At 75.5% G+C, this 24369-nt stretch carries 23 protein-coding genes and 1 riboswitch; of the genes, 10 read left to right on the forward strand and 13 right to left on the reverse strand.

Translation table 11 applies throughout. The features are described 5' to 3' along the window. Positions 1-23 precede the first annotated feature (23 nt). From B8281_RS13480 to B8281_RS13495, 4 genes are all read right to left on the reverse strand, one after another. Positions 24-383, reverse strand: a complete 360-nt coding sequence (locus tag B8281_RS13480; RefSeq protein WP_043657021.1) for a hypothetical protein — start codon at positions 381-383, stop codon at positions 24-26. Further along, entirely contained in the window at positions 383-781 is a 399-nt protein-coding gene (locus B8281_RS13485) for a DUF948 domain-containing protein (protein ID WP_034650677.1), read from the reverse strand. The genes B8281_RS13480 and B8281_RS13485 overlap by 1 nt, the downstream gene beginning before the upstream one ends. Positions 782-1028: 247 nt before the next feature. Continuing rightward, positions 1029-1655 carry a 30S ribosomal protein S4 gene (gene rpsD / locus B8281_RS13490; protein WP_021483439.1) on the reverse strand — a complete coding sequence of 209 codons (627 nt, stop codon included), beginning with the start codon at positions 1653-1655 and terminating at the stop codon, positions 1029-1031. 198 nt (positions 1656-1853) lie between these two features. After that, on the reverse strand, positions 1854-3347 hold the full coding sequence (locus B8281_RS13495) for a replication-associated recombination protein A (RefSeq protein WP_061267269.1): 1494 nt from the start codon (positions 3345-3347) through the stop codon (positions 1854-1856). Positions 3348-3468: 121 nt separating this feature from the next. Here B8281_RS13495 and B8281_RS13500 point away from each other — a divergent pair, with 121 nt between their 5' ends. Together B8281_RS13500 and B8281_RS13505 are read left to right on the forward strand one after the other, a co-directional pair. Then, on the forward strand, positions 3469-5715 hold the full coding sequence (locus B8281_RS13500; protein WP_332306524.1) for an MMPL family transporter: 2247 nt from the start codon (positions 3469-3471) through the stop codon (positions 5713-5715). 90 nt (positions 5716-5805) lie between these two features. Then, positions 5806-6564 carry a response regulator transcription factor gene (locus tag B8281_RS13505; RefSeq protein ID WP_085387987.1) on the forward strand — a complete coding sequence of 253 codons (759 nt, stop codon included), beginning with the start codon at positions 5806-5808 and terminating at the stop codon, positions 6562-6564. On the opposite strand, the gene B8281_RS13510 is transcribed toward B8281_RS13505, so the two are convergent. The 3 genes from B8281_RS13510 to aspS all read right to left on the reverse strand — a co-directional run bounded on the left by B8281_RS13510 (position 6540) and on the right by aspS (position 9099). Next, positions 6540-6932, reverse strand: coding sequence for a hypothetical protein (locus B8281_RS13510; RefSeq protein WP_085387988.1), 393 nt, complete (start codon positions 6930-6932; stop codon positions 6540-6542). The two genes, B8281_RS13505 and B8281_RS13510, sit on opposite strands and share 25 nt — an antisense overlap. Then, the gene (locus tag B8281_RS19310; RefSeq protein ID WP_157446635.1) at positions 6929-7066 is read right to left on the reverse strand and encodes a hypothetical protein; all 138 of its coding nucleotides are present in this window, start codon (positions 7064-7066) and stop codon (positions 6929-6931) included. Before B8281_RS19310 ends, B8281_RS13510 begins: the two co-directional genes overlap by 4 nt. Before the next feature lie 197 nt (positions 7067-7263). Then, positions 7264-9099, reverse strand: a complete 1836-nt coding sequence (gene aspS / locus B8281_RS13515; protein ID WP_085387989.1) for an aspartate--tRNA ligase — start codon at positions 9097-9099, stop codon at positions 7264-7266. A gap of 284 nt (positions 9100-9383) precedes the next feature. On the opposite strand from aspS, the gene B8281_RS13520 reads away from it, so the two are divergent. Continuing rightward, on the forward strand, positions 9384-9851 hold the full coding sequence (locus tag B8281_RS13520) for a PPOX class F420-dependent oxidoreductase (RefSeq protein WP_085387990.1): 468 nt from the start codon (positions 9384-9386) through the stop codon (positions 9849-9851). Positions 9852-9857: 6 nt separating this feature from the next. On the opposite strand, the gene B8281_RS13525 is transcribed toward B8281_RS13520, so the two are convergent. Next, positions 9858-11513 carry an Rv2578c family radical SAM protein gene (locus B8281_RS13525; protein WP_085387991.1) on the reverse strand — a complete coding sequence of 552 codons (1656 nt, stop codon included), beginning with the start codon at positions 11511-11513 and terminating at the stop codon, positions 9858-9860. A gap of 43 nt (positions 11514-11556) precedes the next feature. Then, a complete protein-coding gene (locus tag B8281_RS13530; protein WP_085387992.1) occupies positions 11557-11994 on the reverse strand; it encodes a hypothetical protein in 438 nt (145 codons plus the stop codon). Positions 11995-12138: 144 nt separating this feature from the next. Beyond that, a riboswitch (TPP riboswitch) is annotated at positions 12139-12257 on the forward strand. A 105-nt stretch (positions 12258-12362) separates the two neighbouring features. Between B8281_RS13530 and B8281_RS13535 the strand changes: the two genes are divergently transcribed. The 3 genes from B8281_RS13535 to B8281_RS13545 are packed head-to-tail and all read left to right on the forward strand — an operon-like array spanning position 12363 to position 15695. Then, complete coding sequence (locus tag B8281_RS13535; protein WP_085387993.1) at positions 12363-13067, forward strand: ECF transporter S component; 705 nt, start codon at positions 12363-12365, stop codon at positions 13065-13067. Continuing rightward, positions 13060-14910, forward strand: a complete 1851-nt coding sequence (locus B8281_RS13540; protein ID WP_085387994.1) for an ABC transporter ATP-binding protein — start codon at positions 13060-13062, stop codon at positions 14908-14910. Before B8281_RS13535 ends, B8281_RS13540 begins: the two co-directional genes overlap by 8 nt. Next, the gene (locus B8281_RS13545; protein ID WP_198163072.1) at positions 14907-15695 is read left to right on the forward strand and encodes an energy-coupling factor transporter transmembrane protein EcfT; all 789 of its coding nucleotides are present in this window, start codon (positions 14907-14909) and stop codon (positions 15693-15695) included. Before B8281_RS13540 ends, B8281_RS13545 begins: the two co-directional genes overlap by 4 nt. Before the next feature lie 17 nt (positions 15696-15712). Here the strand turns inward: B8281_RS13545 and B8281_RS13550 are convergent, their stop codons facing one another. The 3 genes from B8281_RS13550 to B8281_RS13560 form a co-directional block, all read right to left on the reverse strand. Further along, complete coding sequence (locus B8281_RS13550; RefSeq protein WP_085387995.1) at positions 15713-16381, reverse strand: M23 family metallopeptidase; 669 nt, start codon at positions 16379-16381, stop codon at positions 15713-15715. A gap of 28 nt (positions 16382-16409) precedes the next feature. Then, positions 16410-17807 carry a histidine--tRNA ligase gene (gene hisS, locus B8281_RS13555; RefSeq protein ID WP_085387996.1) on the reverse strand — a complete coding sequence of 466 codons (1398 nt, stop codon included), beginning with the start codon at positions 17805-17807 and terminating at the stop codon, positions 16410-16412. Positions 17808-17868: 61 nt separating this feature from the next. After that, positions 17869-18651 carry an MBL fold metallo-hydrolase gene (locus B8281_RS13560; RefSeq protein WP_338074497.1) on the reverse strand — a complete coding sequence of 261 codons (783 nt, stop codon included), beginning with the start codon at positions 18649-18651 and terminating at the stop codon, positions 17869-17871. Between the two features lie 212 nt (positions 18652-18863). On the opposite strand from B8281_RS13560, the gene B8281_RS13565 reads away from it, so the two are divergent. The 4 genes from B8281_RS13565 to ligD all read left to right on the forward strand — a co-directional run bounded on the left by B8281_RS13565 (position 18864) and on the right by ligD (position 23222). Next, the gene (locus tag B8281_RS13565; RefSeq protein WP_085387997.1) at positions 18864-19613 is read left to right on the forward strand and encodes a peptidylprolyl isomerase; all 750 of its coding nucleotides are present in this window, start codon (positions 18864-18866) and stop codon (positions 19611-19613) included. Beyond that, entirely contained in the window at positions 19610-21391 is a 1782-nt protein-coding gene (locus tag B8281_RS13570; protein WP_085387998.1) for a DUF349 domain-containing protein, read from the forward strand. The genes B8281_RS13565 and B8281_RS13570 overlap by 4 nt, the downstream gene beginning before the upstream one ends. A 90-nt stretch (positions 21392-21481) precedes the next feature. Further along, positions 21482-22135, forward strand: a complete 654-nt coding sequence (locus B8281_RS13575; RefSeq protein WP_085387999.1) for a hypothetical protein — start codon at positions 21482-21484, stop codon at positions 22133-22135. Between the two features lie 10 nt (positions 22136-22145). Next, a complete protein-coding gene (ligD, locus tag B8281_RS13580; RefSeq protein WP_085388000.1) occupies positions 22146-23222 on the forward strand; it encodes a non-homologous end-joining DNA ligase in 1077 nt (358 codons plus the stop codon). A 30-nt stretch (positions 23223-23252) separates the two neighbouring features. Here ligD and B8281_RS13585 read toward each other — a convergent pair whose 3' ends face one another. Beyond that, entirely contained in the window at positions 23253-24359 is a 1107-nt protein-coding gene (locus B8281_RS13585) for an ATP-dependent DNA ligase (RefSeq protein ID WP_085388001.1), read from the reverse strand. Positions 24360-24369 lie beyond the last annotated feature (10 nt).

The raw sequence follows: 24369 nt of genomic DNA on the forward strand, positions 1-24369 counted from the left end.
GTGGGCGCCGCGGGCTCGGCGTCCTAGAAGGAGTAACCGAGCAGGTCCTCGACGTCGTCCGTGTCGTCGAAGGCGTGCCGGTCGGCGCCGGCGGGGCGCGCGTGGCGTCCGGCCGCGCGACGCGCGCGGACGGCGTCCGGGTCCTCCTGGCCCTCGGCGAGCAGCGCCGCCATGAGCTCCTGCTCGCGGGCGTCGCGCGCGAGCGCGAACTCCGTGCGGAAGTCGCGGGCGATCTCGACGACCTTCTCGCCGAGGCCGTTCACCTGCTCCGTCGCCTGGTCCACGAGCGACGCCGGCGCGTAGCGCGCGAGGACCTTCTTGCCGCGCACGACGACCACGACCGTGATCGCGACCCCGACGCCGATCCAGAAGACCCGGCGCATCAGCGCGACCCCTCGGCGCGGCTCGCGGAGCTGCCCGACGACCGTCGGCCGCCGAACGAGCGCGCGGCAGCCTGGCGCACGCCGTACGTGAACGCGGCGACCTTGACCAGCGGCGCACCGAACGTGGCGGCGTACAGGCCCGTGAGCGCGGAGACGTTCTCGCTCACCTGGGCGGCCGACGTGGTGATGGTGTCGACCTTGACGAGCTGGCTGTTCGTCGTGGCGACGGTCGTCGCGGCCTCGTCGAGGATCGGCACCGAGTGGTCGGTGACCTCCTTGATGCTCGCGCGCGCCTCGTCGAGCACGCGGCCGAGCTTGAGGAGCGGCACCGCGAGCAGGCCGACGAGCAGCACGAACGCGACGGCTGCGATGAGGCCGGCCACATCTCCCAGGGACATTCTTCCTCCAGTGCCAGTCACGGTGCCGCGGGCGCGGCACCCGCGCGCCGTGCGCGCGGGACGGTCGTCGCCGCGGGCTCCTCGCGGACGTACCCACGGCTCCGCGAAACACTACCCGCACCAGGGCGGGGACCGTCGTCGGGCGCGGCACGACGGCGCCCTTGCGGGGGCGGGCCGAGGCACCGGCCCGGACGCACGAACGCCCCGCTCGCCGACGAAGCGGTGAGCGAGGCGTCCGGGGCAGAAATCAGCGAGCGTAGTACTCGACGACGAGCTGGACCTCGCACTGCACGGGGACCTCGGCGCGCTTCGGGCGACGCGTGAGCACCGCGCTGAGCTTCTCGAGCTGGACGTCCAGGTAGCCCGGGACGGCCGGCAGCACGTCGCGGTGCGCGCCCGCGGCCGCGACCTGGAACGGCGTCGTCGCCTGGCTCTTCGGCTTGACCTGGAGGGTCTGGCCGGGCTTCACGCGGAACGACGGGCGGTCCACGATCTTGCCGTCGACGAGGATGTGGCGGTGCGTGACCGCCTGGCGCGCCTGCAGGATGGTGCGGGCGAAGCCGGCGCGGAGCACGAGGGCGTCGAGACGCATCTCGAGGTTCTCGACGAGCGCCTCACCGGTCAAGCCCTTGTCCTTGCGGGCGTCCTCGTACGCACGCGCGAGCTGCTTCTCGCGGAGCATGTACTGGGCGCGCAGACGCTGCTTCTCGCGGAGACGGACCGCGTAGTCCGACTCGGTGCGGCGGCGGGCGCGGCCGTGCTCACCCGGGGGGTACGGGCGCTTCTCGAAGTGCTTGACGGCCTTCGGGGTGAGGGCGATGCCCAGGGCGCGGCTCAGGCGGACCTGGCGGCGCGAGCGCTTGACAGACGTCACAGCGGTATCTCATTCCTGTCGTTCGGGTTCTGACGTCACACCTGGTCCCGAGAACCGGGTCCGGGTGCGGGACCAGCCGATGGACCGCGCGCTCCACCGCGAGGAGGAGCGAGGGGTCGGGGCCGAGGTCCCAGGTGGTCGCCGCGAAGGCAACCTGAGAAGTCTACCGCACGTGGGGCGCCGTGGTCCCCGCCCCCGTCAGCGCGCGGGGCCGTCCTGGTCGAGGATGTCGCGGATGCGCCCGAGGCGCTCCGTGACCTGCCGCTCGTACCCGCGGTCCGTGGGCGTGTAGTACCGCGATCCGACGAGGGAGTCCGGCAGGTACTGCTGCGCCGCGACACCGTGCGGCGCGTCGTGCGCGTACCGGTAGCCCGCGCCGTGCCCCAGCTGCTTGGCACCAGGGTAGTGCGCGTCGCGCAGGTGCGGCGGGACGGAGCCCGCCCTCCCGGCCCGCACGTCCGCGAGCGCCGCGTCGATCCCGAGGTAGGCGGCGTTCGACTTGGGGGCGGTCGCGAGGTGCACGACGGCCTCGGCGAGGACGATGCGTCCCTCGGGCATGCCGATGAGCTGGACGGCCTGGGCGGCGGCGACGGCGGTCTGTAGTGCCGAGGGGTCGGCCATGCCGACGTCCTCCGCGGCGGCGATGACGATGCGGCGGGCGATGAAGCGCGGGTCCTCCCCCGCCGCGATCATGCGGGCGAGGTAGTGCAGCGAGGCGTCGACGTCGGAGCCCCGCATCGACTTGATGAACGCGGACACGACGTCGTAGTGCTGGTCGCCGTCGCGGTCGTACCGCACGGCGGCGACGTCGACGGCGCGCTCGACCGCGTCGAGGTCGACGGGCACCGGCGGGGGGCCGGCGTCGGGCGTGCCGCTCCCCGCACCCTCCGGGAGCGCGGCGTCGTCGTCGGCCGGGACGGCCGTCGCGGGCACGGGCACCGGGGCGTCGGACAGCGCGGCGCCGGCGGCGGCCTCGAGCACGGTGAGCGCCTTGCGCGCGTCGCCGCCAGCGAGGCGTACGAGGTGGTCCTCGGCCTCGTCGGTGAGCGCGACGAGGCCGCCCAACCCTCGCTCGTCGGCGACGGCGCGCCGCACGAGGGCGCGGACGTCGTCGTCCCCGAGGGGCTGGAGCGTGAGCAGGAGCGAGCGGGAGAGCAGGGGCGAGTTCACGGAGAAGCTCGGGTTCTCCGTGGTCGCCGCGACGAGCGTGACCCAGCGGTTCTCGACGCTGGGCAGGAGCGCGTCCTGCTGGGACTTGGAGAAGCGGTGCACCTCGTCGATGAAGAGGACGGTCTCCTCGCCGCCGGTGGCGAGGCGGCGCCGGGCGTCCTCGACGACGGTGCGCACGTCCTTGACGCCCGCGGTCACGGCGGAGAGCTCGACGAAGCGGCGGCCGGAGGCGGTCGCGATGAGGTAGGCGAGCGTCGTCTTCCCGGTGCCGGGCGGGCCCCAGAGGATGACGGAGCCGGGCGCGGCGCGGCCGCCGGACGCGTCGCTCTCGCTGCCGGACCGGATGAGCCGCCGCAGGGGCGAGCCGGGCACGAGGAGGTGGGACTGGCCCGCGACCTCGTCGAGGGTGGCGGGGCGCATGCGCACGGCGAGCGGGGCCCCCGGTCCGGGTCGCGGCGTGCCCTGCGCGCCGGACGTGGCGGCACCGAAGAGGTCGCCGCCGAAGAGATCACCGGTGGACATGGCTCGAGCCTACGCACCGCCGCCCACGCGGCGGTGCCGGGTCGAGGAGGTCGGGTGAACGTCTGTCCCCGGGGCGTGGGGGATCTGACACGCGGCGCGGGCGGGTGGGATGCTGGCGCTCGTGTTCTCGAGCCTCGGTCGTCGTGTCGCCCGCCACCCGCGTCTCACCGTCGTCGTGTGGGTCCTGCTGACAGCGCTCGGCTTCGCGCTGGCGCTGTTCGGCGTCCACGGGGAGAGCGTGTTCGACCGTGTGACGACGGGCGCGCCGACGATCCCGGGCTCGGACAGCGAGCGGGCGTCGCAGGTCCTCGCGGAGAACGACGAGGGCGGGACGGAGATCACGCTCCTGGTGTCCGGCGTCGACCCGGCGGACCCCCAGGTCGTGGAGGCGATGACGGGGGTCGACGCCGACCTCGTCGCCATCGAGGGCGTGGACACGGTCATCGACCCGTACGTGATCCCGGGCGGCGTGGAGGACCCCGCGGCGCAGTCGCTCGTCGCGCAGGACGGGCGCGGCTTCCTCTCGGTCGTGACGCTGCGCACCGACCTCGACGCCGAGCGCACCGACGCGGTCGCGGACCGCGTCGTGGAGCAGCTCGAGGCCGTGCCGGGCGTGCTCGCGGACGCCGCCCCGGAGGCGGCGGGCGACGCGACGGGCCTCGTGGGGTCGAACGGGCTTATCGTCGAGGCGATCACGAGCCAGGTGAAGGAGGACCTCACGACGGGTGAGGCCGTCGCCCTCCCCGTGGCGCTGCTCATCATGGTGCTCGTCTTCGGCGGCTTCCTCGCCGCGGCGATGCCGATGGCCGGGGCCGTCGCGTCGATCGGTGCGGGTCTCGGGGTGCTGCTGGGCCTGACGTACGTGCTCGACGTCGACGCCTCCATCGTCAACGTCGTCACCCTGCTCGGCCTGGGCCTGTCCATCGACTACGGGCTGCTCGTGGTGTCGCGGTTCCGGGAGGAGCTGCACCGGCTGATCGAGGCGGGCGACGACCCGTCGCTGCGCCGGCGGCGCGGCGACGGCGTGGTGCACGCAGCACTGGTGCGCACCATGGAGACCGCGGGTCGCACGGTCGCGTTCTCGGCGCTGACGGTCGCGATCTCCATCGCGGGGCTCATGGTGTTCCGTCCCGACATCCTGCGCGCGGTCGGCGCGGCCGGGCTCGGCGTCGTGCTCGTGGCCGTCGCGACGGCGCTCACCCTCGTCCCGGCGCTGCTCGCGTACTCGGGCCGTCGCCTCGCCCGCCCGGGGCTGCTCGGCCGGGTCCCGGGCCTGCGCCGCGTGCTCGCCCGGACCGCGGACGTGCAGTCGGACGAGGGCGCGTTCTCCCGTCTCGCGGGGCGCGTCCAGCGGCACCCTCTGTGGGTGCTGCTCACCACCGCGGCGCTCCTCGTGGTCCTCGCGCTGCCGGTGCTCGGGCTGCAGCTGCGGAACTCCGGGATCGAGCTGCTCCCCCAGGGCTCTCCCCAGCGCGAGTTCGTGGACGAGCTCGCCGCGCAGTACCCGTCGAGCGCGGGTGCCCAGGTCGTCGCCGTCGTGGACGCGAGCGTCGAGGACGCCCAGGCGTGGGCCGACGACGTGGCGGCGCTCGACGGGGTCGAGAGCGTCGACCCGGCGGCGCCGCTGGGGTCGTACGCCGTCGTGGGCGTGCACGTCGACGCGGACGACGCCGGCGGGCCGGAGGCCGTGTCGGTCGTGCGGGAGGTCCGTGCGACGGACCCGGGCTTCGACGTGTGGGTCACCGGTCAGGCGGCGGGGCAGGTCGACTTCCTCGAGGCGCTCGGCGAGCGCGTGTGGTGGGCCGTGGGGATCGTCGTCGGCGCGACGCTCGTGCTGCTGTTCCTCATGACCGGCTCGGTCGTGGTGCCGGTGAAGGCGCTCCTGACGAACGCGCTGTCGCTCGCCGCCTCGCTCGGGGTCCTCGTGTGGGTCTTCCAGGACGGCCACCTCGAAGGGCTGCTGAACTTCTCGTCCGTGGGCGGGATCGAGACGTACGTCGTCGCGCTGGTCGTCGCGTTCGCGTTCGGCCTCGCCATGGACTACGAGGTGTTCCTGCTCGCGCGCATCAAGGAGCTGTACGACGCCGGGCTCTCCAACGACGAGGCGGTCCGCCTCGGCCTGCAGCGCTCCGGGCGGATCATCACGTCGGCGGCGGCGATCATCGTCGTCGTGTTCGCGGGCTTCGTCTTCGGCGACCTGCTCGTCATCAAGGAGGTCGGGTTCGCGCTCGCCGTCGCCGTCCTCATCGACGCGACGATCGTGCGCCTCCTGCTGGTCCCCGCGACGATGACGCTGCTCGGGCGGTACAACTGGTGGGCACCCGGGCCGCTGCGCCGGGTGCACCGCCGGCTCGCGATCACCCACTGAGACGCCCCGACCGGCGGGGACGGTTCGTGCGCGGGCACTCCCGCGGGCGGCTACGGTAGGCGGCAGACTCAGTCGCACGGGGGGAGACGGATGGCGGACAACACGCGCACCGCAGTCATCGTCGAGGACGACGCGGAGATCCGTGATCTCCTGCGGACGGTGCTCGGTCAGGCAGGCTTCATCACGGAGGCGGCCGCGACCGGCGTCGAGGGCGTGGAGCTCGTCCGGCGGACCGACCCGGTCGTGACGACCCTCGACGTGAGCCTGCCCGACATCGACGGGTTCGAGGTGTGCCGGCGCATCCGTCAGATCTCCGACACCTACATCGTGATGCTCACCGCGCGCACCGACGAGATCGACACCCTCATGGGCCTGGACGCCGGTGCCGACGACTACCAGACGAAGCCGTTCCGCCCGCGCGAGCTGCGCGCACGGATCGAGGCCCTCCTGCGGCGCCCGCGACGCGGCCTGCCGTCGGACGGCGCCGACGCCGCACGGCCCGCCCCGACGGACCACGAGCCGACCCTCGTGGGGTCGGACGGGCTCCTGCTGGACGTCCCGCGCCGCACCGCCACGGTCGACGGCGAGGCCGTCCACCTCACGCGCAGCGAGTACGACCTCCTGGGAGCGCTCGTCGAGGCGGCGGGTCGCGTCGTCAGCCGCAACGAGCTCGTCCGCGTCCTGTGGGGCGAGGAGTACGACGCCGGCACGTACGTCACGGACGCGGACCGGCGCAGCGTGGAGGTGCACATCGCGAACCTGCGCCGCAAGCTCGGCGACGGTCCGTCGTCGCCCCGGTGGATCCGCACCGTGCGCGGCGTCGGCTACCGGTTCGACCCCACGGGCTGACCGACGGCGGGCGGCGGGTCGCCGAGCAGCAGCGCCACCTCGTCGCACGCGCTGCGCGCGGCGGCCCGCAGCGTCGCGAGCGCGCGCGCCTCGTCCGCGGTCGTGCGGTGCCCGGCGCGGTGCCGGTCGAGCACCGCGGAGGCGGCGTCGCCGACCTCCGCGGCCCCGACCATGAGCGACGTCGACCGCACCGTGAGCAGCGTGCTGCGCGCCTCCTCGTCGTCGCCCCGGGCGAGCGCGACCGCCGCCGCGTCGACCCGCGGGACGACGAGGTCCCGGTACGCGACGAAGAAGCGCCGGACCGCCTGCACGTCGCCGTCCAGGTCGTCCGTGAGCGCCGTCCACGCCTGGCGCAGGTCCTCCCTCACGTGCGGGGGCCGTGGTGGCGGCCCGGGATGCCCCGGGTCTCGTCGGGCGTGCACCGATCACGGTCGAGCCGGGCGCCGTGGGGCGCAGGCTCGACGACGTCGACCGCGTCGCGGTCGGTGAGCAGGGCGGTCATGAGTGCCTCGTTCTCGTGGTGTCCGACGGGACCGATCCTGCGCGCCCTGGCGCGAGGGACCCGCCGCGTCGGCGCAGCGAAACCTCAGGATCTGCTCAAGATCCTGAGGTCGCGGCAGCGGGATCAACGGCTTCCGGACGCGCGGAGGGCGCGCCACCCGGCGGGGTGGCGCGCCCTCGGCGTCGAGCGTGCTGGGGTCAGGCGTCCGTGCGCCCGCTCTCGCCGGCCGTGTCGCCGTCCGCGCCGCCCTCGGTGCCGCCGTCGCGCGACGGGGCGGCGGGCTTCGCGTCGACGCCCGCCTCCTTGCGCTGCTCGGGCGTGATCGGGGCGGGTGCCTGCGTCAGCGGGTCGTACCCGCCGCCCGACTTGGGGAACGCGATGACGTCGCGGATGGAGTCCGACTTCGTCAGCAGCGCGACGATGCGGTCCCAGCCGAACGCGATGCCGCCGTGCGGGGGCGCACCGAACTTGAAGGCGTCGAGCAGGAAGCCGAACTTCTCCTGCGCCTCCTCGGGCCCGATCCCCATGACGTCGAAGACGCGCTCCTGCACGTCGCGACGGTGGATACGGATGGACCCGCCGCCGATCTCGTTGCCGTTGCACACGATGTCGTAGGCGTAGGCGAGCGCCTCGCCCGGGTTCTGCTCGAACGTGTCGACCCAGTCCGGCGTGGGCGACGTGAACGCGTGGTGCACGGCGGTCCAGGCGGAGTGGCCCAGGTCGACGTCGTCGTCCTCACCGGTCGGCTTGAACAGCGGCGCGTCGACGATCCAGACGAACGCCCACGCGTCGTCGTCGATCTGACCCGTCCGCTTCGCGATCTCCTGGCGCGCGGCGCCGAGCAGGGCGCGCGAGTCCGACGTCTTGCCCGCGGCGAAGAACACGGCGTCCCCCGGCTGCGCGCCGGTCGCCTCGCGCAGGCCCTCACGCTCGGCGTCGGACAGGTTCTTCGCGACGGGGCCGCCGAGCGTGCCGTCCTCGCCGAACGTCACGTACGCGAGGCCGCGAGCGCCGCGCTGCTTGGCCCACTCCTGCCACGCGTCGAACTGGCGGCGCGGCTGCGAGGCCCCGCCGGCCATGACGACGGCGCCGACGTACTCGGCCTGGAACACGCGGAACGGGGTGTCCTGGAAGTAGTCCGTGAGCTCGACGAGGGGGTTGCCGAACCGGAGGTCGGGCTTGTCGGACCCGTACAGCCGCATGGCGTCGTGGAAGGTCATGCGCGGGATGGGCGTCGGGATCGTGTACCCGATGAGCTCCCACAGCGCGACGAGGATCTTCTCGGCGAGCGCGATGACGTCGTCCTGCTCGACGAAGCTCATCTCGACGTCGAGCTGCGTGAACTCCGGCTGGCGGTCCGCACGGAAGTCCTCGTCGCGGTAGCAGCGCGCGATCTGGTAGTAGCGCTCCATGCCCGCGACCATGAGGAGCTGCTTGAAAAGCTGGGGCGACTGCGGCAGCGCGTACCAGGACCCGGGCGCGAGGCGCGCGGGCACGAGGAAGTCGCGCGCGCCCTCGGGCGTCGAGCGGGTGAGCGTCGGCGTCTCGATCTCGACGAACTCCTCGGCGTCGAGCACGCGGCGTGCGGCCTGGTTCGCCTTGGCGCGCAGGCGCAGGGCGTGCGCGGGGGCGGGCCGGCGCAGGTCGAGGTAGCGGTGCTTGAGGCGCGCCTCCTCGCCGATCGTCTCGGTGTCCGCGAGCGCCGTCGAGACCTGGAACGGCAGGGCCTCGGAGGTGTTGAGCACGACGACGTCGGTCGCGACGACCTCGATCTCGCCCGTGGGCAGGGACGGGTTCTCGTTCCCGTCGGGGCGGCGCGAGACCTCGCCCGTGACCTGGAGGACGAACTCGTTGCGCAGCGGGTGCGCGACGGCCTCGTCGCGGATGACGACCTGGGCGATGCCGGAGGCGTCGCGCAGGTCGATGAAGGCGACGCCGCCGTGATCGCGCCGACGGTCGACCCAGCCCGTGAGGGTGACGGTCTGACCGGTGTGCTCGGCCCGCAGTGAGCCGGCCGTTCGGGTGCGCAGCACGGAGGGTTCCTTCCAGGTGGGCGGTGGGGGGGTCGCGCTCCCGGAGCGGGGGCGCGTCCGCTGAAGTCTAGTGCGGGCGGGCGGGCGGCTCGACCGGATACCTCCGACCGGAGGCGGCCGACGGTCCGCTCTCGACCGGCGGGGGCGACCGGATACCGTGGCGGTGCCGCCGCGACGTCCCGTGGCGGCACCGCCGGGACCGGCGCGGCGCCTGCGGGCGCGCACGGGCCGACCGGCCGCGGCAGGGCCGTCCGGCCCGCCGCCCGCACGAAGGAGGGTGACCCGTGGCACGCACCATCGCGACGAACCGGCGCGTCGAGCGCGACGAGCTCGAGGAGTTCCTGCGCTCCCGGCACGACGGCGTCCTCGTCACCACCCGCGCCGACGGCCGCCCCCAGCTCAGCCCGGTCACGTACGGCGTCGACGACGCGGGTCGGGTCGTCGTGTCGACGTATCCGGAACGTGCCAAGGCGGTCAACGTGCGCCGCGACCCGCGCGCGTCGCTGCTGTCCCTGGGCGAGCGGTTCTCCGACCCGTGGGTGCAGGTCGACGGCGATGCGGAGGTGATCGACCTGCCCGAGTCGGTCGAGCCGCTCGTCGACTACTACCGCGCCGTCGGCGGCGAGCACCCGGACTGGGACGAGTACCGCGCCGCGATGGTCACCCAGGGCAAGTCGCTCGTGCGGCTGACGATCACGCGCTGGGGACCGGTGGCGACGGGTGGCTTCCCGGCGCGCCTCGCCGACGCCTGAGACAGGTCAGAACAGGACCTGCTCCACTCCCCCGCCGACGACGTCGAGCCCGCCGCCGTCCACCGGCATGCCCGCGAGCGCCCCGCCGTGGCCGTGGCGCGCGTCCTGCGGCGCCGGGTCGACGGCGAGGCTGCCGGCCGGGTAGGCGCCGTCCGTCGGCGGTCCTGACCGGCGTCGCCGGTCGCCGGGCTCGCCGCGGCGGAACCGCCCCTCGACGCCCGCGGGGCCGCGGTGCCCCGCGACGGCGAACCCGCGCGCCTCGAGCATCGGCCGCACCCGGTCCCACAGCCAGGACCGGTACGCCGTCGAGGCGTACGTGCCGCGGCCGTACACGCGCTCGTACCCGGGGACGAGCCGCGGGTGCTCGCGCGCGAGCCAGCCCATGTACCACTCGCGAGTGCCGGGCTTGAGGTGCAGCGGCAGCACCGTGACGCCGGTCGCGCCCGCGTCCTTGACGGCGTCGAGCAGCTCGGTGAGCGCGCGGGTCGAGTCGGTGAGCCACGGCAGCACGGGAGCGACCATGACGCCGCACGGCAGACCGGCCTCCCGGACCGTGCGGACGAGCTCGAGCCGCGCACGCGGCGAGGGCGTGCCCGGCTCCACGCTCGCCTGGAGCTCGGGGTCCAGGAGCGCGAGGGACACGCCGATCCCGACCTCGACGCGTGAGGCCGCGTCGACGAGCAGGGGCAGGTCGCGGCGCAGGAGCGTGCCCTTGGTCAGCACGGACAGTGGCGTGCCCGACCCGGCGAGCGCGTCGATGATGCCGGGCATGAGGCGGTAGCGACCCTCGGCGCGCTGGTACGGGTCGGTGTTGGTGCCGAGCGCGACGGCCTCGCGCGCCCAGGACGGGCGGGCGAGCTCGGCCCGCAGCACGTCGTCGACGTTGACCTTGACCACGACCTCCCGGTCGAAGTCCTCCCCCGCGTCGAGGTCGAGGTACTGGTGCGTGGGGCGGGCGAAGCAGTTGTGGCTCACGACCCCCGCGGCGACGAAGTCGCGCGTGCCGGTCGTGATGTCGACCAGCTCCGTCGTCTCCCCCGGCCCGTCGAGTGCTTCCAGGGAGTCGACCCGCAGCGCCTCGCCGCCGGTGACGTCCTGGCCGTCGAGGACGGGCCGCCCGTCCGCGAGCGCTGCAGCGCCCGGCCCGACGAGCACGTCGCCGAGCGCCAGGCGGGCACGGTGCCCGGCACCGCCGACGACGTGGCGCCACCCGCGCTCGGTGAGGAACCGGTGGTCGCCGCTCGCGACGAGGCGCGTGCCGTCGGCGAGGGTCACGCGGTAGGCGCGCTTGCGGGTGGTCCAGCGGTCGAGCACCCGGGTGCGCACGTAGCGCCGGTACGCGCCGTGCGGGGCGGTGCCGACGATCTCGTCGCCGACACGCAGCTCGCCGATCGGCCGTTGCGTGCCGTCGGCCAGCAGCACCGGGGTGGCGGGCGCGAGGCAGTAGGAGCACGCGTGGCTGCACCCGCGGTACGGGTTGACGGTCCACCGGAACGGCATGCGCGACATCGCCGGCACCTTGGACAGCGCGCTCTTGGCCGTGACCTCGTGGAACGTGATGCCCGCGAACTCGGGCGTGCGCACGCTGCGGACGAGGCCGACCCGCTCCAGCCCGGGGAGCGCGCCGTCGTCCGCGCCGAGCACCTGTCCGTCCCACCGCATCGCGCCATTCGAACAAACGTTCGAACGCGCTGTCAAGAACGGGTCAGCCGTCGGCGGACCACGCCTTGAGCAGCGCCAGGTTCCCGAGGGGGATGTGGTGGCCGATGCGCGGGTGGTCCAGCGCGACACCGACGACCCCGGCCGCGCCGAAGGACGCGACGTAGTCGATCGCCGCCGGCACGGGTACCCCGAGCAGCGGCACGGAGCCTGTCTCGTCGTCCGCCAGACCGAGCGCCCGGGCCGCCTCGTCCGCGCGCGCGGCGCTGCTGTAGAGGCAGATCATGGGCCCCTGGTCCGCAGCGACGGCGTACGGACGAGGCTGGTCCTCGGACCCCCGCGCGATGAAGAACCACGTGCCGAGGCGCACCGTCTGCCGCCACAGCGCGATCTGGGCCGACGTGTCGCCCGCGGGCGCGCTCCGCACGGCCTCGTCGAGGCGGTCCAGCTCGGCGACCGCGGCGGGGTCGTTGTCTCGGTTCATGCGGGCTGCCTCGTTCCTCGTGGTCGGAGCCCGTCCCCGGTCCGCGCGGGCGCCTCGTCGCCGTCACCTTCTCACGGCGGCCGGGCGTCCCGGTGGGTGAGACGCCGGGATTGTCCGGCGGGCGTCCAGGCCCTAGGGTCGGGCCGAACGCCCCCGGGGAGCGCACGAGCGCTGAGAGTGCAGGCCGGACACCCGTCCTCCTGCAGACCCGTGGAACCTGATCTGGTTCGTACCAGCGAAGGGAGCAGGGCGGACGTCACCGTCCCCTGCGCGCTCGTGCCCGCGCCCCGCGCGTGCCGTCCGCGCGGGGGCAGCGGTGGCGCGCCGTCGTGCACCCCTCGCCCCGGGGGCCCGACGGAGGGAACCGCATGACCGAGCCCCGCACCACGCCGCCCCGGGCGACCCCGCCCACCGCCACGTCCGACGGCCGGCCCGACGAGGCGCGCCCCGCGCCCGCCCCCCGGGACCGCGCCGTCGCCGCTCCCCCGAGCCGTGCCCGACGCCGCGGCCTCACCCTCCACGAGACGGTCCTCGTCGCCGTGCTGGGGGTCGTGTTCGGGTTCGTCTACTGGGCGTTCGTGCAGCTCTGGGCCCCGCTCCAGCTCGCCATGGGCCCGCTCGCGGACCTCGCCGCCAACGTGCTCGCGGGCGCGTGGATCGTCGTCGGCCCGCTCGCGACGTACATCGTGCGCAAGCCGGGCGTCGGCATCCTCACCGAGACGCTCGCGGCGCTCGTCGAGGTGGTCTTCCTCGCGTCGCCCGCCGGCCCGCTGCTCGTCCTCGTGGGGCTCGTCCAGGGCGTGGGTGCCGAGATCCCCTTCGCCCTCACCCGGTACCGCCGCTACGGCTGGTGGGTCTTCGTCGCGTCGGGCGTCAGCGCGGCGCTCGTCACGTACGCGTTCAACGCGGTCCGCTTCGGCTGGCTCGGGCAGGACTACGCGATGCTCCGGCTCGGCGTGCAGGTCGTCTCGTGCGTCGTGCTGTGCGGGATCGCGGCGCGCCTCCTCGGCGACGCCCTCGCCCGCACCGGCGCGCTCGACGCCTTCGCGATCGGGGCTGACCGCCGTGGCTGAGGCACCGACCGCCGCACCGGACGTCACGCCGGACGCCGTGCCCGGCGACCTGCCCGACGCCGTCGCCGCCGCCGGCCTGACCGTCACCGTGGGCCACGACGGCACGCGCGTGCTCGACGACCTCACCCTCACCGTCCCCGCGGGCACCGGGCTGCTCGTGCTCGGCCCCTCGGGCTGCGGGAAGTCCACGCTGCTGCGCGCGCTCGTCGGCGTCGTGCCCCACACGCTGCCGGGCTCCGTCGCGGGGGACCTCCGCGTGACGGGCGTCGACCCGCGCGACACGACCCCGGCGGCGCTCGCCGCGCGTGTCGGCCTCGTCCAGCAGCGGCCGGGCGACCAGCTCTGCCTCGCCCGCGTCGACGACGAGCTGCGGTTCGCGCTCGAGAACCGGGCCGCGGACCCGCGCACGATGGACGCCCGCGCCGCCACCGCGCTCGCCGCCGTCGGTGCGGACCACCTGCACGACCGGCCGACCCACGCGCTGTCGGGGGGCGAGGCGCAGCGCGTCGCCCTCGCGGCGGCGCTCGTCGCCGACCCCGAGCTCGTGGTCCTCGACGAGCCGACGGCGTTCCTCGACCCGGCCGCGGCGCACGAGGTCGGGACGCTCGTGGGCGGGCTCGTCCGGGCGCCCGGACGGGACGCGCCCGACACCCCCGGCCGGTCGGTCGTGCTCGTCGAGCACCGCCTCGACGACGTCGGGACGCTCCCCGACGCGACGCTCGTGCTCGACGACACCGGCCGCGTCGTCGCGCACGGCCCCACGACCGCCGTCCTGCGCGCGCACGCCGCCACGCTCGCCGCGCTCGGGTGCTGGCTGCCGCTCGACGTCCGGCTCCGGCAGGCAGGGGCCCCGGGCACGCTCGGCGCGCCCGCGACCGACGCCTGGCTCGTCGACCTCGCGCGCACCGCCCCCCGCACCGTCGACCCCCGCACCGTCGACCCCCGTGACGCGGACCCCCGTGACGCGGACGCCGGCCCGGCGGCGCCCGGCCCGGTCGCCTTGCGTGCCCGTCGCCTCGCGGTGCACCGCGCCGCGGCAGGCCGCCGAGGGCGCGGGCGGGACGAGACGCCGGTGGTGCGCGACGTCGACCTCGACGTGCGCGCGGGCGAGGTGCTCGCGGTGGTGGGGCCGAACGGCGGCGGCAAGTCGACCCTCCTGCGCGGGCTGGCGGGACTCGAACGGACCACGGGCGAGGTCACGACGGCGCCCGGCTCGCCCGTCGCGATGGTGTTCCAGGACCCGGAGCACCAACTCCTCGCGCGCACGGTCCTCGACGAGGTCGCCTGGTCGGCCCGGCTCGCGCGGCTCGACGACGTCGACGGACGCGTCGCGCGCACCCTCGACGCGTTCGCCCTCACGCACCTCGCCGACGCGAACCCGTACCGGCTCTCCGGCGGCGAGCAGCGGCGACTGTCCCTCGCGACGGCGACGGTGCTCGACCCACCCGTCCTCCTCGCCGACGAGCCCACGTCGGGGCTCGACCGCTCCCAGGCGGACGCCGTCGCCCACGCGCTGCGCGAGCGCGCCGACGCGGGCGGCGCGGTGGTCGTCGTCACGCACGACCTCGCGCTCGTCGCGGCCCTCGCCGACCGTGTCGCCGTCGTCGTCGGCGGCCGGCTCGTGGCGCTCGGGCCGCCCGCCACCGTGCTGGCCGACGACGCGCTGTGCCGGCGCGCCCGCCTGCGCCGTCCTCCCCTGCTCGCGTGGTGGGCCCGCACGGGCCGCCGCCACGGCGTGGACCCGGGCGCGCTCGTCCGGGCGCTCGACGCCGCCTCGGGCACCGCCGTCGCGGCCGAACCCGCAGTGACCGCGCCCGCAGCCCTCGCGGAGGTCGCCCCGTGAGCGCGCCGCACAGCACGCCCCTCGGGCGCTGGAACCCGACGGTCAAGCTGGCGACCGTCCTCGTCGTGTCGACGGGTGCGCTGCTCGTCACCGACCCGTACACCCCCGCGATCGGGTGGGTGCTCACGGTCGCGGCGCTGCTGGTCGCGGGACGCGTCCCGGTGCGCACGTTCGCCCTGGCGCACGTGCCCTTCCTGGTGTTCGCGACCAGCCTGCTGGTCGTCAACGTCGCCACCCGGCCCGGCGGCGACCCGGTCGACCTGGGCCCGGTCACCGTCGGCTCCGACGGCCTGACGATCGGCGCCGGGCTCGCCGTGCGCACGCTGCTCGTCGGCGCACTCTCGCTCACGGTCGCGGTGACGACCGACCCGGTGCGCCTCATGACGAGCCTCCACCAGCACGGGCGGCTGCCCCTGACGTGGACGTACGCGGTGCTCGCGGCCCACCGGCTGCTCGTCGAGCTGCCCGACGCCTGGCACACGATCCGCTGCGCGCAGGCCGTGCGCGACCCGCGGCGGCGCCCCGGCACGCTCCCCCGGTCCCCCCGCGCGCTCGGCACCGCGGCGTTCGCCCTCCTCGTCGGCGCCGTGCGCCGGTCCGAGCGCCTGACCGTGGCGCTCGAGTCGCGGGGCTTGGGGTCGGGTCCGCGCACCACCGCGCGGCCCGTCCCGCTCGGCGTGCCCGACGTCGTCGCCGCGGTCGCCGTGCTGGCCGTCGCCGCGGCGGTGGTCGTCGTCGGAATCCGCGGGGGGTGGGTCACGGGGCTGGGCGCGCTCACGGCGTGAGGCCTGCCGGACCGCGGTCACGCGGGCTCGACGACCGCACCCTCCGCCGGGACGCCGAGGTCCACGACGCGCGACGAGCCGTCGCGGGACCGCTCGCGGAAGGCCCGGAAGACGAGCGGCAGCCCGCGGGCGACGAGCGCGTCCGGCGCGTCCATGGCCTGCACGTGCACGTGCGGCTGCGTCGAGTTCCCCGAGCTCCCGCACCGGCCCAGCTCGTCACCCGCAGCGACGCGTCGGCCCGGCTCGACGGCCACGGACCCGGCGCGCAGGTGCGCGAGGACGACGTACGAGCCGGGCGGGTCGAGGGCGAGCACCACGTGGTTGCCCGCGAGCGCCGCGGCACCGCCGCGCGCCCGCGCCGCCTGCGTGAGCGCGTAGCCGAGCAGCGCGGTGGGCGACCGGCGGGCCTCGTGGTCGGGCTCGCCGTCGTGCACCGTGACGACGGTGCCCGCCGCCGGGGCGAGCACGGGCCGCCCGAACGCGACGAACCGTTCGGGCGGCTCGGTGCCCAGCACGGTGCGCCAGTCGCGCATGGCGGCGGTGCGCCGCCCTCGGACGGCGACGAAGTCGATCGCGTACGTCGTCGCGAAGAGGTCGGTGCCGTGGCTCGGCACGCGGCGCGCCGGGCTGTTGCGCACGAGCCACGTCCCCTGGAAGGGCAGCGCGAGCTCGACCGGTCGCGTCACGTCGCCCTCCCCTCCCCGGTGCGGCGGGTCAGCCCTCCACGGGCACGACGCGCGGGAAGCGGTCCTCGGCGGGCGGCTCCCACGTCGCGGCGTCGGCGTCGACCTGCTCCCCCGAGCGGATGTCCTTCACCTGGTCGGGCGAGCGCGTGCCGTCGTGCTCGACGCGCCCGGGGAACCAGACGAACGGGATGCCGCGCCGGTCGGCGTAGCGGATCTGCTTGCCGAACTTCGCGGCGGCGGGCGCGACCTCGACCGGCACCCCGCGGGCGCGCAGCGCGTGCGCGACCGCGTCGGAGGCATCGCGCGTCTCCTCGCTCGTGACGGCCACGACGACGGCGCTCGGCACCGCGCGCGTCGCGCGCACGAGGCCGGCGGAGAGCAGGCGCGACACGAGCCGGGACACGCCGATCGACAGGCCGACGCCGGGGTAGGTGTTCGCGCCGTCGGACGCGAGGGTGTCGTAGCGGCCGCCCGAGCAGATCGAGCCGAGCTGCTCGTGGCCCACGAGCACGGTCTCGTACACGGACCCGGTGTAGTAGTCGAGGCCGCGCGCGATCTTGAGGTCGGCGACGACGACGCCCGGGGCGCGCGCGCTCGCGGCCTCGATCAGCGCGCCGAGCTCGCCGAGCCCGGTCTCCAGCAGCTCGTTCTCCACGCCGTGCTCGGCCGCGAGCGCCCGCACCCGGTCGACCACGCCGGCGTCGCTCCCGCTGATGCCCGCGAGCGCGAGGCACGCCTGCGCCTGCTCGGGCGTCGTGCCCGCCTCGGACTCGAGCAGCGCGGCGACCTTCTCGGGGCCGACCTTGTCGAGCTTGTCGATCTGGCGCAGGACGTCGTCGACCGCGTCGATGCCGAGCCCGCGGTAGAACCCCTCGGCGACCCGGCGGTTGTTCACCAGGACGCGGACCTCGGGCACCCCGATGTCGCGCAGCGCGCCCAGGGCCTCGGCCATGACGAGCGGCAGCTCGACCTCGTAGTGGTAGGGCAGCTCGCCCGCGCCGACGACGTCGACGTCGGCCTGGGTGAACTCGCGGAAGCGCCCGTCCTGGGGGCGCTCGCCGCGCCACACCTTCTGGATCTGGTAGCGCTTGAAGGGGAACGCGAGGTGCCCGGCGTTCTCGAGCACGTAGCGCGCGAACGGGACGGTGAGGTCGAAGTGCAGGCCGAGCTGCTTGTCACCCTTCGCGGCCGACCCGGCCGCGGCGTCGTCCTGCGGCTCCTCCTGGAGCCTGCGCAGGACGTAGACCTCCTTCGACGTCTCCCCCTTGCGCAGGAGCTGGTCGAGCGGCTCGACCGCGCGTGTCTCGATCCCGGCGAACCCGTGCAGCTCGAACACCCGGCGCAGGGTGTCGAGGACGTGCTGCTCGACGATCCGACCGTCGGGGAGCCATTCGGGGAAACCGGAGAGAGGTGTGGGCCTGGCCATGGGTCAGATCTTCCCAGACGCCGGGACCGGCGACCGCATCGTCCGGCCCCCGGTCCTGCGCTCAGCGGGCGAGGAAGGGGTTCGTCACCAGCTCGCGTGCGACCGTCGTCGCCGGGCCGTGCCCCGGGAGCACGTCCCAGGCCGGGTCCAGGTGCGCGACGACGTCGCGCAGGGTCCGGGCCATCGTCGCGCCGTCCCCGCCCGGCAGGTCGGTGCGGCCGACGGAGCCCGCGAAGAGGACGTCGCCGCTGAGCACGAGACCCGCTCCCGGCTCGCCCACGAGGTAGAGCGTGGAGCCCTCGGTGTGCCCGGGCGCGCCCACCGCGCGCAGCGCGACGCCGCCCCAGCGCAGCTCCTGCTCGCCGCCCGCAGGCACGTCGAACGTCTCGACGCGGCTCGGCTCGCGGTAGTCCTGCGGCCCGGCGCCGGCCGCCGCGAGCGCCGCGCCGAGCGGGCCGGACACGACGGCGCCCGGCCGGCTCGCGGCGGGCCCGCCGTGCTCCAGGCTCCCGAACGGGTCCGCGAGCCGGTACGCGTCGGCCGCGTGCAGCACGACGGGAACCCCGAAGCGGTCGGCGAGCGCCGCGGCGTCCCACGTGTGGTCGACGTGGCCGTGCGTCGCGAGGACGGCGCGGGGCACGAGGCCGGCGGAGCGGACGTGCGCGACGACGGCGTCCGCGACCCCGGCCCCCGCGTCGACCACCACGCAGTCGCCGCCCGGGGCGCTCACCACCGTGCAGTTCGTGCCGAAGACGGGCGCCACCACCACGTGCACGGCCGGTCCGGGCGGGGTCGCGCCGTGCTCGGCAGAGGGAGTCGGCGTCGTGCCACGAGGTCGGTCCACGAGGGCGAGGGTAGCCCGCGGCACGGGCGGCGGGGCGGCTCCGGGCAGGCGCAGCGCGCGCTTCGGGCGGCGCCGTCGATACCGGACCGTGACCTGCGCGCGGCAAATCCACCCGCCACCAGGGTTCTCGGTGCCTAGACTGTCCCGTACCGACCACGGCAGCACCGGGGTCGACCGTGCGCGCCGTCGCGGCGCCGGACGAAGGAGCTGGGGTGTCGACGAAGAGTCGCGAGCGCGAGCAGGCGCGTCGTCGTGAGGAGAAGTGGGACCGTCACGTGGCCCAGCTCCGGGCGAAGCGCCAGCGCACGTGGTCGATCGTGGGCGTCGTCGTCGCGCTCGTCGTGATCGGCGTCGCCGTCTGGTGGGCGCTCGCCGCCACCCAGGATCCCGGCACCGACCCGGGCGGCGACACGGGCGCGGCGGCCTCCGGCGAGCACACCCTGCCGCCCGCGTCCGCCGCCGAGGGCCGTGACTGGACCACGACGCTCACCACGAGCGCGGGCGACCTCACGCTCACTCTCGACGGCGCGGTCGCCCCGCAGGCGGTCGCGAGCTTCGTGTCCCTCGCCGAGTCCGGGTACTTCGACGGCACGTCGTGCCACCGCCTCACGACGTCGGGCATCTACGTGCTCCAGTGCGGCGACCCGACGGGCACCGGCACGGGCGACCCGGGCTACAAGTTCGGCCCCGTCGAGAACGCCCCCACCGACGACGTCTACCCCGCGGGGACCGTTGCCATGGCCCGCCAGGGCGGGGACGCCGACTCGATGGGCTCGCAGTTCTTCCTCGTCTACGAGGACTCGACCATCCCGTCCGACGCAGCGGGTGGTTACACGGTGTTCGGCACCATCACGTCCGGCCTGGACGTCGTCCAGGCAGTCGCTGACGCGGGGACGCAGGACGGATCCGGCGACGGGTCCCCCGCCACCCCGGTCACCATCGAAGGAGTTGAGACCCAGTGAGCGATCCCGCCCAGAACCAGGCGAGCGCACCGGCACCGGAGCCCGCGGAGGCGAGCGAGACCGGACGGGTCGACGCGACAGACGTGGAGCCGACGCCCGAGGCCACCGAGGCCACCCAGGCCACCGAGGCCACCCAGGCCACCGAGGCCACCGAGGCCACCGAGGCCACCGAGGCCACCGAGGCCACCGACGAGGGTCCCGCCGCCGCCGCGGCCGAGGAGGCCGCCCCGGCCGAGCAGGCGGAGGCCACGCCTGCCGCCGAGGCCGAGACCGCCGCGCCCGCTGACGCGGCACCGGAGGCGCCTGCCGCCGAGGCAGCCGACAACGCTCCCGCCGACGCAGCTCCCACCGCCGAGGCGGCACCCCGGCCCGCCGCCCCGCGTCCCGGGCCGCGGCCCAGGCCGTCGGCGCTCCCGCACCCGCCGCGCAAGCCGGCCGCCCCGGCCGCGGGCGCTCCCGCCGCAGCGGCCGTCGTGCCGGAGGTGCCCGCCGTCCCGGCGCTGGCCGACGACTCGGCCGCCGCCAAGGCCGCCGCCGCGTTCGGTCGGGTCGACGAGGACGGCACGGTGTACGTCCGCGAGAGCGCGGGCGAGCGCTCCGTCGGGCAGTTCCCGGGCGTCGGCGCCGACGAGGCGCTCACGCTGTACGTGCGCCGCTACCTCGACCTCCAGGCGAAGGTCGCGCTGTTCGAGGCGCGGCTGACGAGCACGGACCTGTCGGTCAAGGAGATCGACCAGACGATCGCCCGGCTCACCGAGGAGACCGCGGAGCCCTCCGCGGTCGGCGACCTCGACGGGCTCCGGGCGCAGGTCGAGTCGCTGCGCGGCGCCGCTGCCGAGCGTCGCGCGCAGCTCGAGGCGGAGCGCGCCGCGGCGAAGGCCGCGGCTCTCGAGGCCCGCACGGAGATCATCGAGGCCGCCGAGAAGATCGCCGCGACCGACCCGAGCCGCATGCAGTGGCGGCCCGCGGGCGAGGAGCTGCGCGGGCTGCTGGAGCGCTGGAAGGAGGCCCAGCGCTCGGGCCCGCGCATCGACCGCGCGAGCGAGGAGGCGCTGTGGAAGCGGTTCAGCCACGCGCGCACCGCGTTCGACCGCGAGCGCCGGCACTACTTCGCCGAGCTCGAGCAGCGCAACGCCTCCGCGAAGGCCGCGAAGGAGAAGCTGGTCGAGGAGGCCGAGGCGCTGTCGTCGAGCACCGACTGGGGCCCGACGGCGGGCGCGTACCGCGACCTCATGGCGCGCTGGAAGGCCGCGGGCCGGGCGAGCCGCAAGGACGACGACGCGCTGTGGGCCCGCTTCCGCGCCGCCCAGGACACGTTCTTCCAGGCGCGCGACGCGGTGAACTCCGCGACGGACGCCGAGTACGCGGCGAACCTCGAGGTCAAGGAGGCGCTGCTCACCGAGGCTGAGGCGCTCGTGCCCGTCAAGGACCTCGCCGCGGCCAAGGCGGCGCTGCGCGACCTCCAGGAGCGCTGGGAGGAGGCCGGCCGCGTGCCGCGCGGCGACCTGCAGCGCGTCGAGGGCCGTCTGCGCGCCGTCGAGAACGCGGTCCGCGACGCCGAGCAGGCGCAGTGGACGCGGAGCAACCCCGAGACGCGCGCCCGCGCGGAGGGTGCGGCGGCGCAGCTCGAGGCCGCGATCGAGGCGCTCGAGGCCGACCTCGCCGCCGCGCAGAGCCGCGGGGACGCGCGCGCGGTCAAGGAGGCCGAGACGGCGCTCGCCGCGAGGCGCTCCTGGCTCGAGCAGGTCGTCCGCGCGGCGGAGGACTCGCGCGGCTGACGCACTCCCGCTCGGTCGCAGGGCCGGCGCTCGTCCACAGACGCGCGCCGGCCCTTCCGTGTCCCCACCGCCGTGCGGCACGGTAGGGGCGTGCCCGCAGCCACGACCGCGCCCGACCACGCCGCACCCGCCCGCGCCACGGGGCACGTCCGCGCCGCCGCGCTCGCGCACCTGCTCGCGCCGCCGGGACCGGAGTTCGGCCTGCTCGTCGTCCCGGAGGACGTCGGCGGGCCGGCGGCCTTCCAGGAGCTCGTCCGCGCGGGCGCCCTGCGTCGGCTGTGGGGCGACGTCGCCGCTCCGGCGAGCGTCCCCGTCACCCCCACGCTGCGCGCGCTCGCCGTCCGCGACCAGGTCCCGCGCGGCACGGTGCTCGCGGGCGCGGCCGCCGCGTGGGTGCTGTGCGGCTCCGCGCCGCCCCGCGTGCTCGACGTCGTCCACCCGCCCGGGCGTCACCGTCCGCCGCCGCGGCAGGGCCGGGCCGCGCGGCAGGCGCACGTGCTGCGCGACGAGACGACCCTCGTCGCGGGCGTGCTCGTCACGTCGGTGCTGCGGACCGCGCTCGACGTCGCCACCCGGTGCGAGCCGGTGCAGGCGCTGAGCACCCTGCGCCGGCTGGACGCGGTGTGCGGGCTCGACGCCCGTGCGGCGGCACGGTCGCTCGAGCTGCGCCACCGGTGGGCCGGCCGGCCGCAGGCGCGACGCACCCTCGCGCTCCTGCTCGCCGGGACCGACGACCCGGTCTAGGTTGGTCGGCATGGCCGCAGCCACGACTCCCCCCGTGGAGCTCGACGTCCGAGGAAGGACCGTGCGCGTCACGAGCCCGGACCGCGTCGTCTTCCCCGCGCGCGGGCTCACCAAGCTCGACGTCGTGCAGTACTTCCTCGACGTGGGCGACGGCATCCTCGGCGCCCTGGTCGACCGCCCGACGACGCTCGAGCGCTGGCCCAAGGGCGTGTTCGAGGGCGCGCGCATGAGCACGCGCACGGACAACACCGGCGACGCGTTCTACCAGAAGCGCATCCCGAAGGGCGCGCCCGAGTGGGTGCAGACCGCGCGCATCGCGTTCCCGAGCGGGCGCACGGCCGACGAGGTGTGCCCCACGGAGCTCGCCGTCGTCGCCTGGGCGGCCAACCTCGGCACGCTGACGTTCCACCCGTGGCCCGTGCGCGGCGGGGACGTCGAGGCGGTGGACCAGCTCCGCATCGACCTCGACCCGCAGCCGGGCACCGACTTCGACGACGCCGTGCGCGTCGCACCGCACCTGCGCGAGATCCTCGACGAGCTCGGCCTCCCCGGCTACCCCAAGACGTCGGGCGGCCGCGGGATCCACGTGTTCGTCCCGGTCGCGCCCGAGTGGGACTTCGTGGCCGCGCGCCGCGCGACGATCGCGATCGGTCGTGAGCTCGAACGCCGCCTGCCGGACCAGGTCACCACGAAGTGGTGGAAGGAGGAGCGCGGCGCCAAGATCTTCGTCGACTACAACCAGATGGCGCGCGACCGCACGATCGCGTCGGCCTACTCGATCCGTTCCAATCAGCGCGCGACGGTGTCCGCTCCGCTGCGCTGGGAGGAGCTCGGCGACGTCCACCCGGACGACTTCGACGTGCTGTCGATGCCCGCGCGCCTCGCCGCGGTGGGCGACCTCTTCGCACCCCTGCGCGCCGACCGGGAGGACCCGGGCGCGTCGCTCGAGCCCGCCCTGGAGCTGTCCCGGCGCGACGAGGCCGAGCACGGGCTCGGGGACCTCCCCTACCCGCCCGAGTACCCGAAGATGCCCGGCGAGCCCAAGCGCGTCCAGCCGAGCAAGGATCGGGACCGCGCCCGGGACTGACGTGCCGCGACCACGCGGGTGCGGGCGGCGTCAGTCGACGCCGGGCGCCCCGGGCAGGATGCCCGTGAGGTCGTAGCGCACCGGCTCCTCGAGCTGCTCGTAGGTGCACGACTCCGGGTCGCGATCGTCGCGCCAGCGCCGGAACTGCGCGGTGTGCCGGAACCGGGAGCCCTCCATGTGGTCGTAGGCGACCTCGAGCACGCGCTCCGGGCGCAGCGGCGTGAACGACAGGTCCTTGCCCGAGCTCCAGCGCGACACCGCACCCGGCCTCCGCTCGCCGGCCGGGTTCTCCCACCCGGACCACGGGTGCGCGTCCGCGTCCGGCGTGCCCGGCTCGACGACGAGCGGCGCGAGCTCCTCGACCAGCGCGGCGCGCCGCGCCGTCGGGAACGACGCGGCGACGCCGACGAACTGGAGCTGGCCCGCGTCGTCGTACAGGCCGAGCAGGAGCGAGCCGAGCAGCGGCTTCGCGGGGGTCGACGTCTTGTGCAGGCGGTACCCCGCGAGGACGACGTCCGCCTCGCGGCCGTGCTTGATCTTGAGCATCGCGCGCTTGTTCGGCTGGTACGTGCCGTCGAGCGGCTTGGCGACGACGCCGTCCAGGCCCGCCCCCTCGAACGTGTCGAACCACTCCCGCGCCACGGCGACGTCGCGCGTGCGGGGCGTGGCGTGCACGGCCGGGCCGTCGAGGCCCAGGGAGTCGAGGACCTCCTGCCGCCGCGCGAGCGGCGCGCGCGTGAGGTCCTCGTCCCCCAGCGCGAGCACGTCGAACACGACGAGGGCTGCGGGGGTCTGCTCCGCGAGCAGGCGCACGCGCGACGCCGCCGGGTGGATGCGCTGCTGGAGGACCTCGAACTCGAGGCGACCGTCCCGCGCGACGACGATCTCACCGTCGACCACGCACTGGGGCTGCAGAGCAGCCCGCACCGCCTCGACGACCTCGGGGAAGTAGCGGTCCATGGGACGCGCGTTCCTGCTGTCGAGCCGCACCTCGTCGCCGTCGCGGTACACGATCGCGCGGAAGCCGTCCCACTTCGGCTCGTACACGTACCCGCCGTCGACGGCGTCGGGCTCGGGCACGGCGGGCACGGACTTCGCGAGCATGGGCAGCACGGGGGGCATGACGGGCAGGTCCATGTGCCGATGC

The sequence above is a fragment of the Cellulosimicrobium sp. TH-20 genome (assembly GCF_002105775.1).
Lineage (GTDB): Bacteria > Actinomycetota > Actinomycetes > Actinomycetales > Cellulomonadaceae > Cellulosimicrobium > Cellulosimicrobium funkei.

Bases quoted from the DNA above. Each gene is read 5' to 3' on its own strand.
- B8281_RS13480 (WP_043657021.1), bottom strand. From the start codon at position 383: ATGCGCCGGGTCTTCTGGATCGGCGTCGGGGTCGCGATCACGGTCGTG.
- B8281_RS13485 (WP_034650677.1), bottom strand. From the start codon at position 781: ATGTCCCTGGGAGATGTGGCCGGCCTCATCGCAGCCGTCGCGTTCGTG.
- B8281_RS13495 (WP_061267269.1), bottom strand. From the start codon at position 3,347: ATGTCCACCGGTGATCTCTTCGGCGGCGACCTCTTCGGTGCCGCCACG.
- B8281_RS13505 (WP_085387987.1), top strand. From the start codon at position 5,806: ATGGCGGACAACACGCGCACCGCAGTCATCGTCGAGGACGACGCGGAG.
- B8281_RS19310 (WP_157446635.1), bottom strand. From the start codon at position 7,066: ATGACCGCCCTGCTCACCGACCGCGACGCGGTCGACGTCGTCGAGCCT.
- B8281_RS13525 (WP_085387991.1), bottom strand. From the start codon at position 11,513: ATGCGGTGGGACGGACAGGTGCTCGGCGCGGACGACGGCGCGCTCCCC.
- B8281_RS13530 (WP_085387992.1), bottom strand. From the start codon at position 11,994: ATGAACCGAGACAACGACCCCGCCGCGGTCGCCGAGCTGGACCGCCTC.
- B8281_RS13535 (WP_085387993.1), top strand. From the start codon at position 12,363: ATGACCGAGCCCCGCACCACGCCGCCCCGGGCGACCCCGCCCACCGCC.
- hisS (WP_085387996.1), bottom strand. From the start codon at position 17,807: ATGGCCAGGCCCACACCTCTCTCCGGTTTCCCCGAATGGCTCCCCGAC.
- ligD (WP_085388000.1), top strand. From the start codon at position 22,146: ATGGCCGCAGCCACGACTCCCCCCGTGGAGCTCGACGTCCGAGGAAGG.
- B8281_RS13585 (WP_085388001.1), bottom strand. From the start codon at position 24,359: ATGGACCTGCCCGTCATGCCCCCCGTGCTGCCCATGCTCGCGAAGTCC.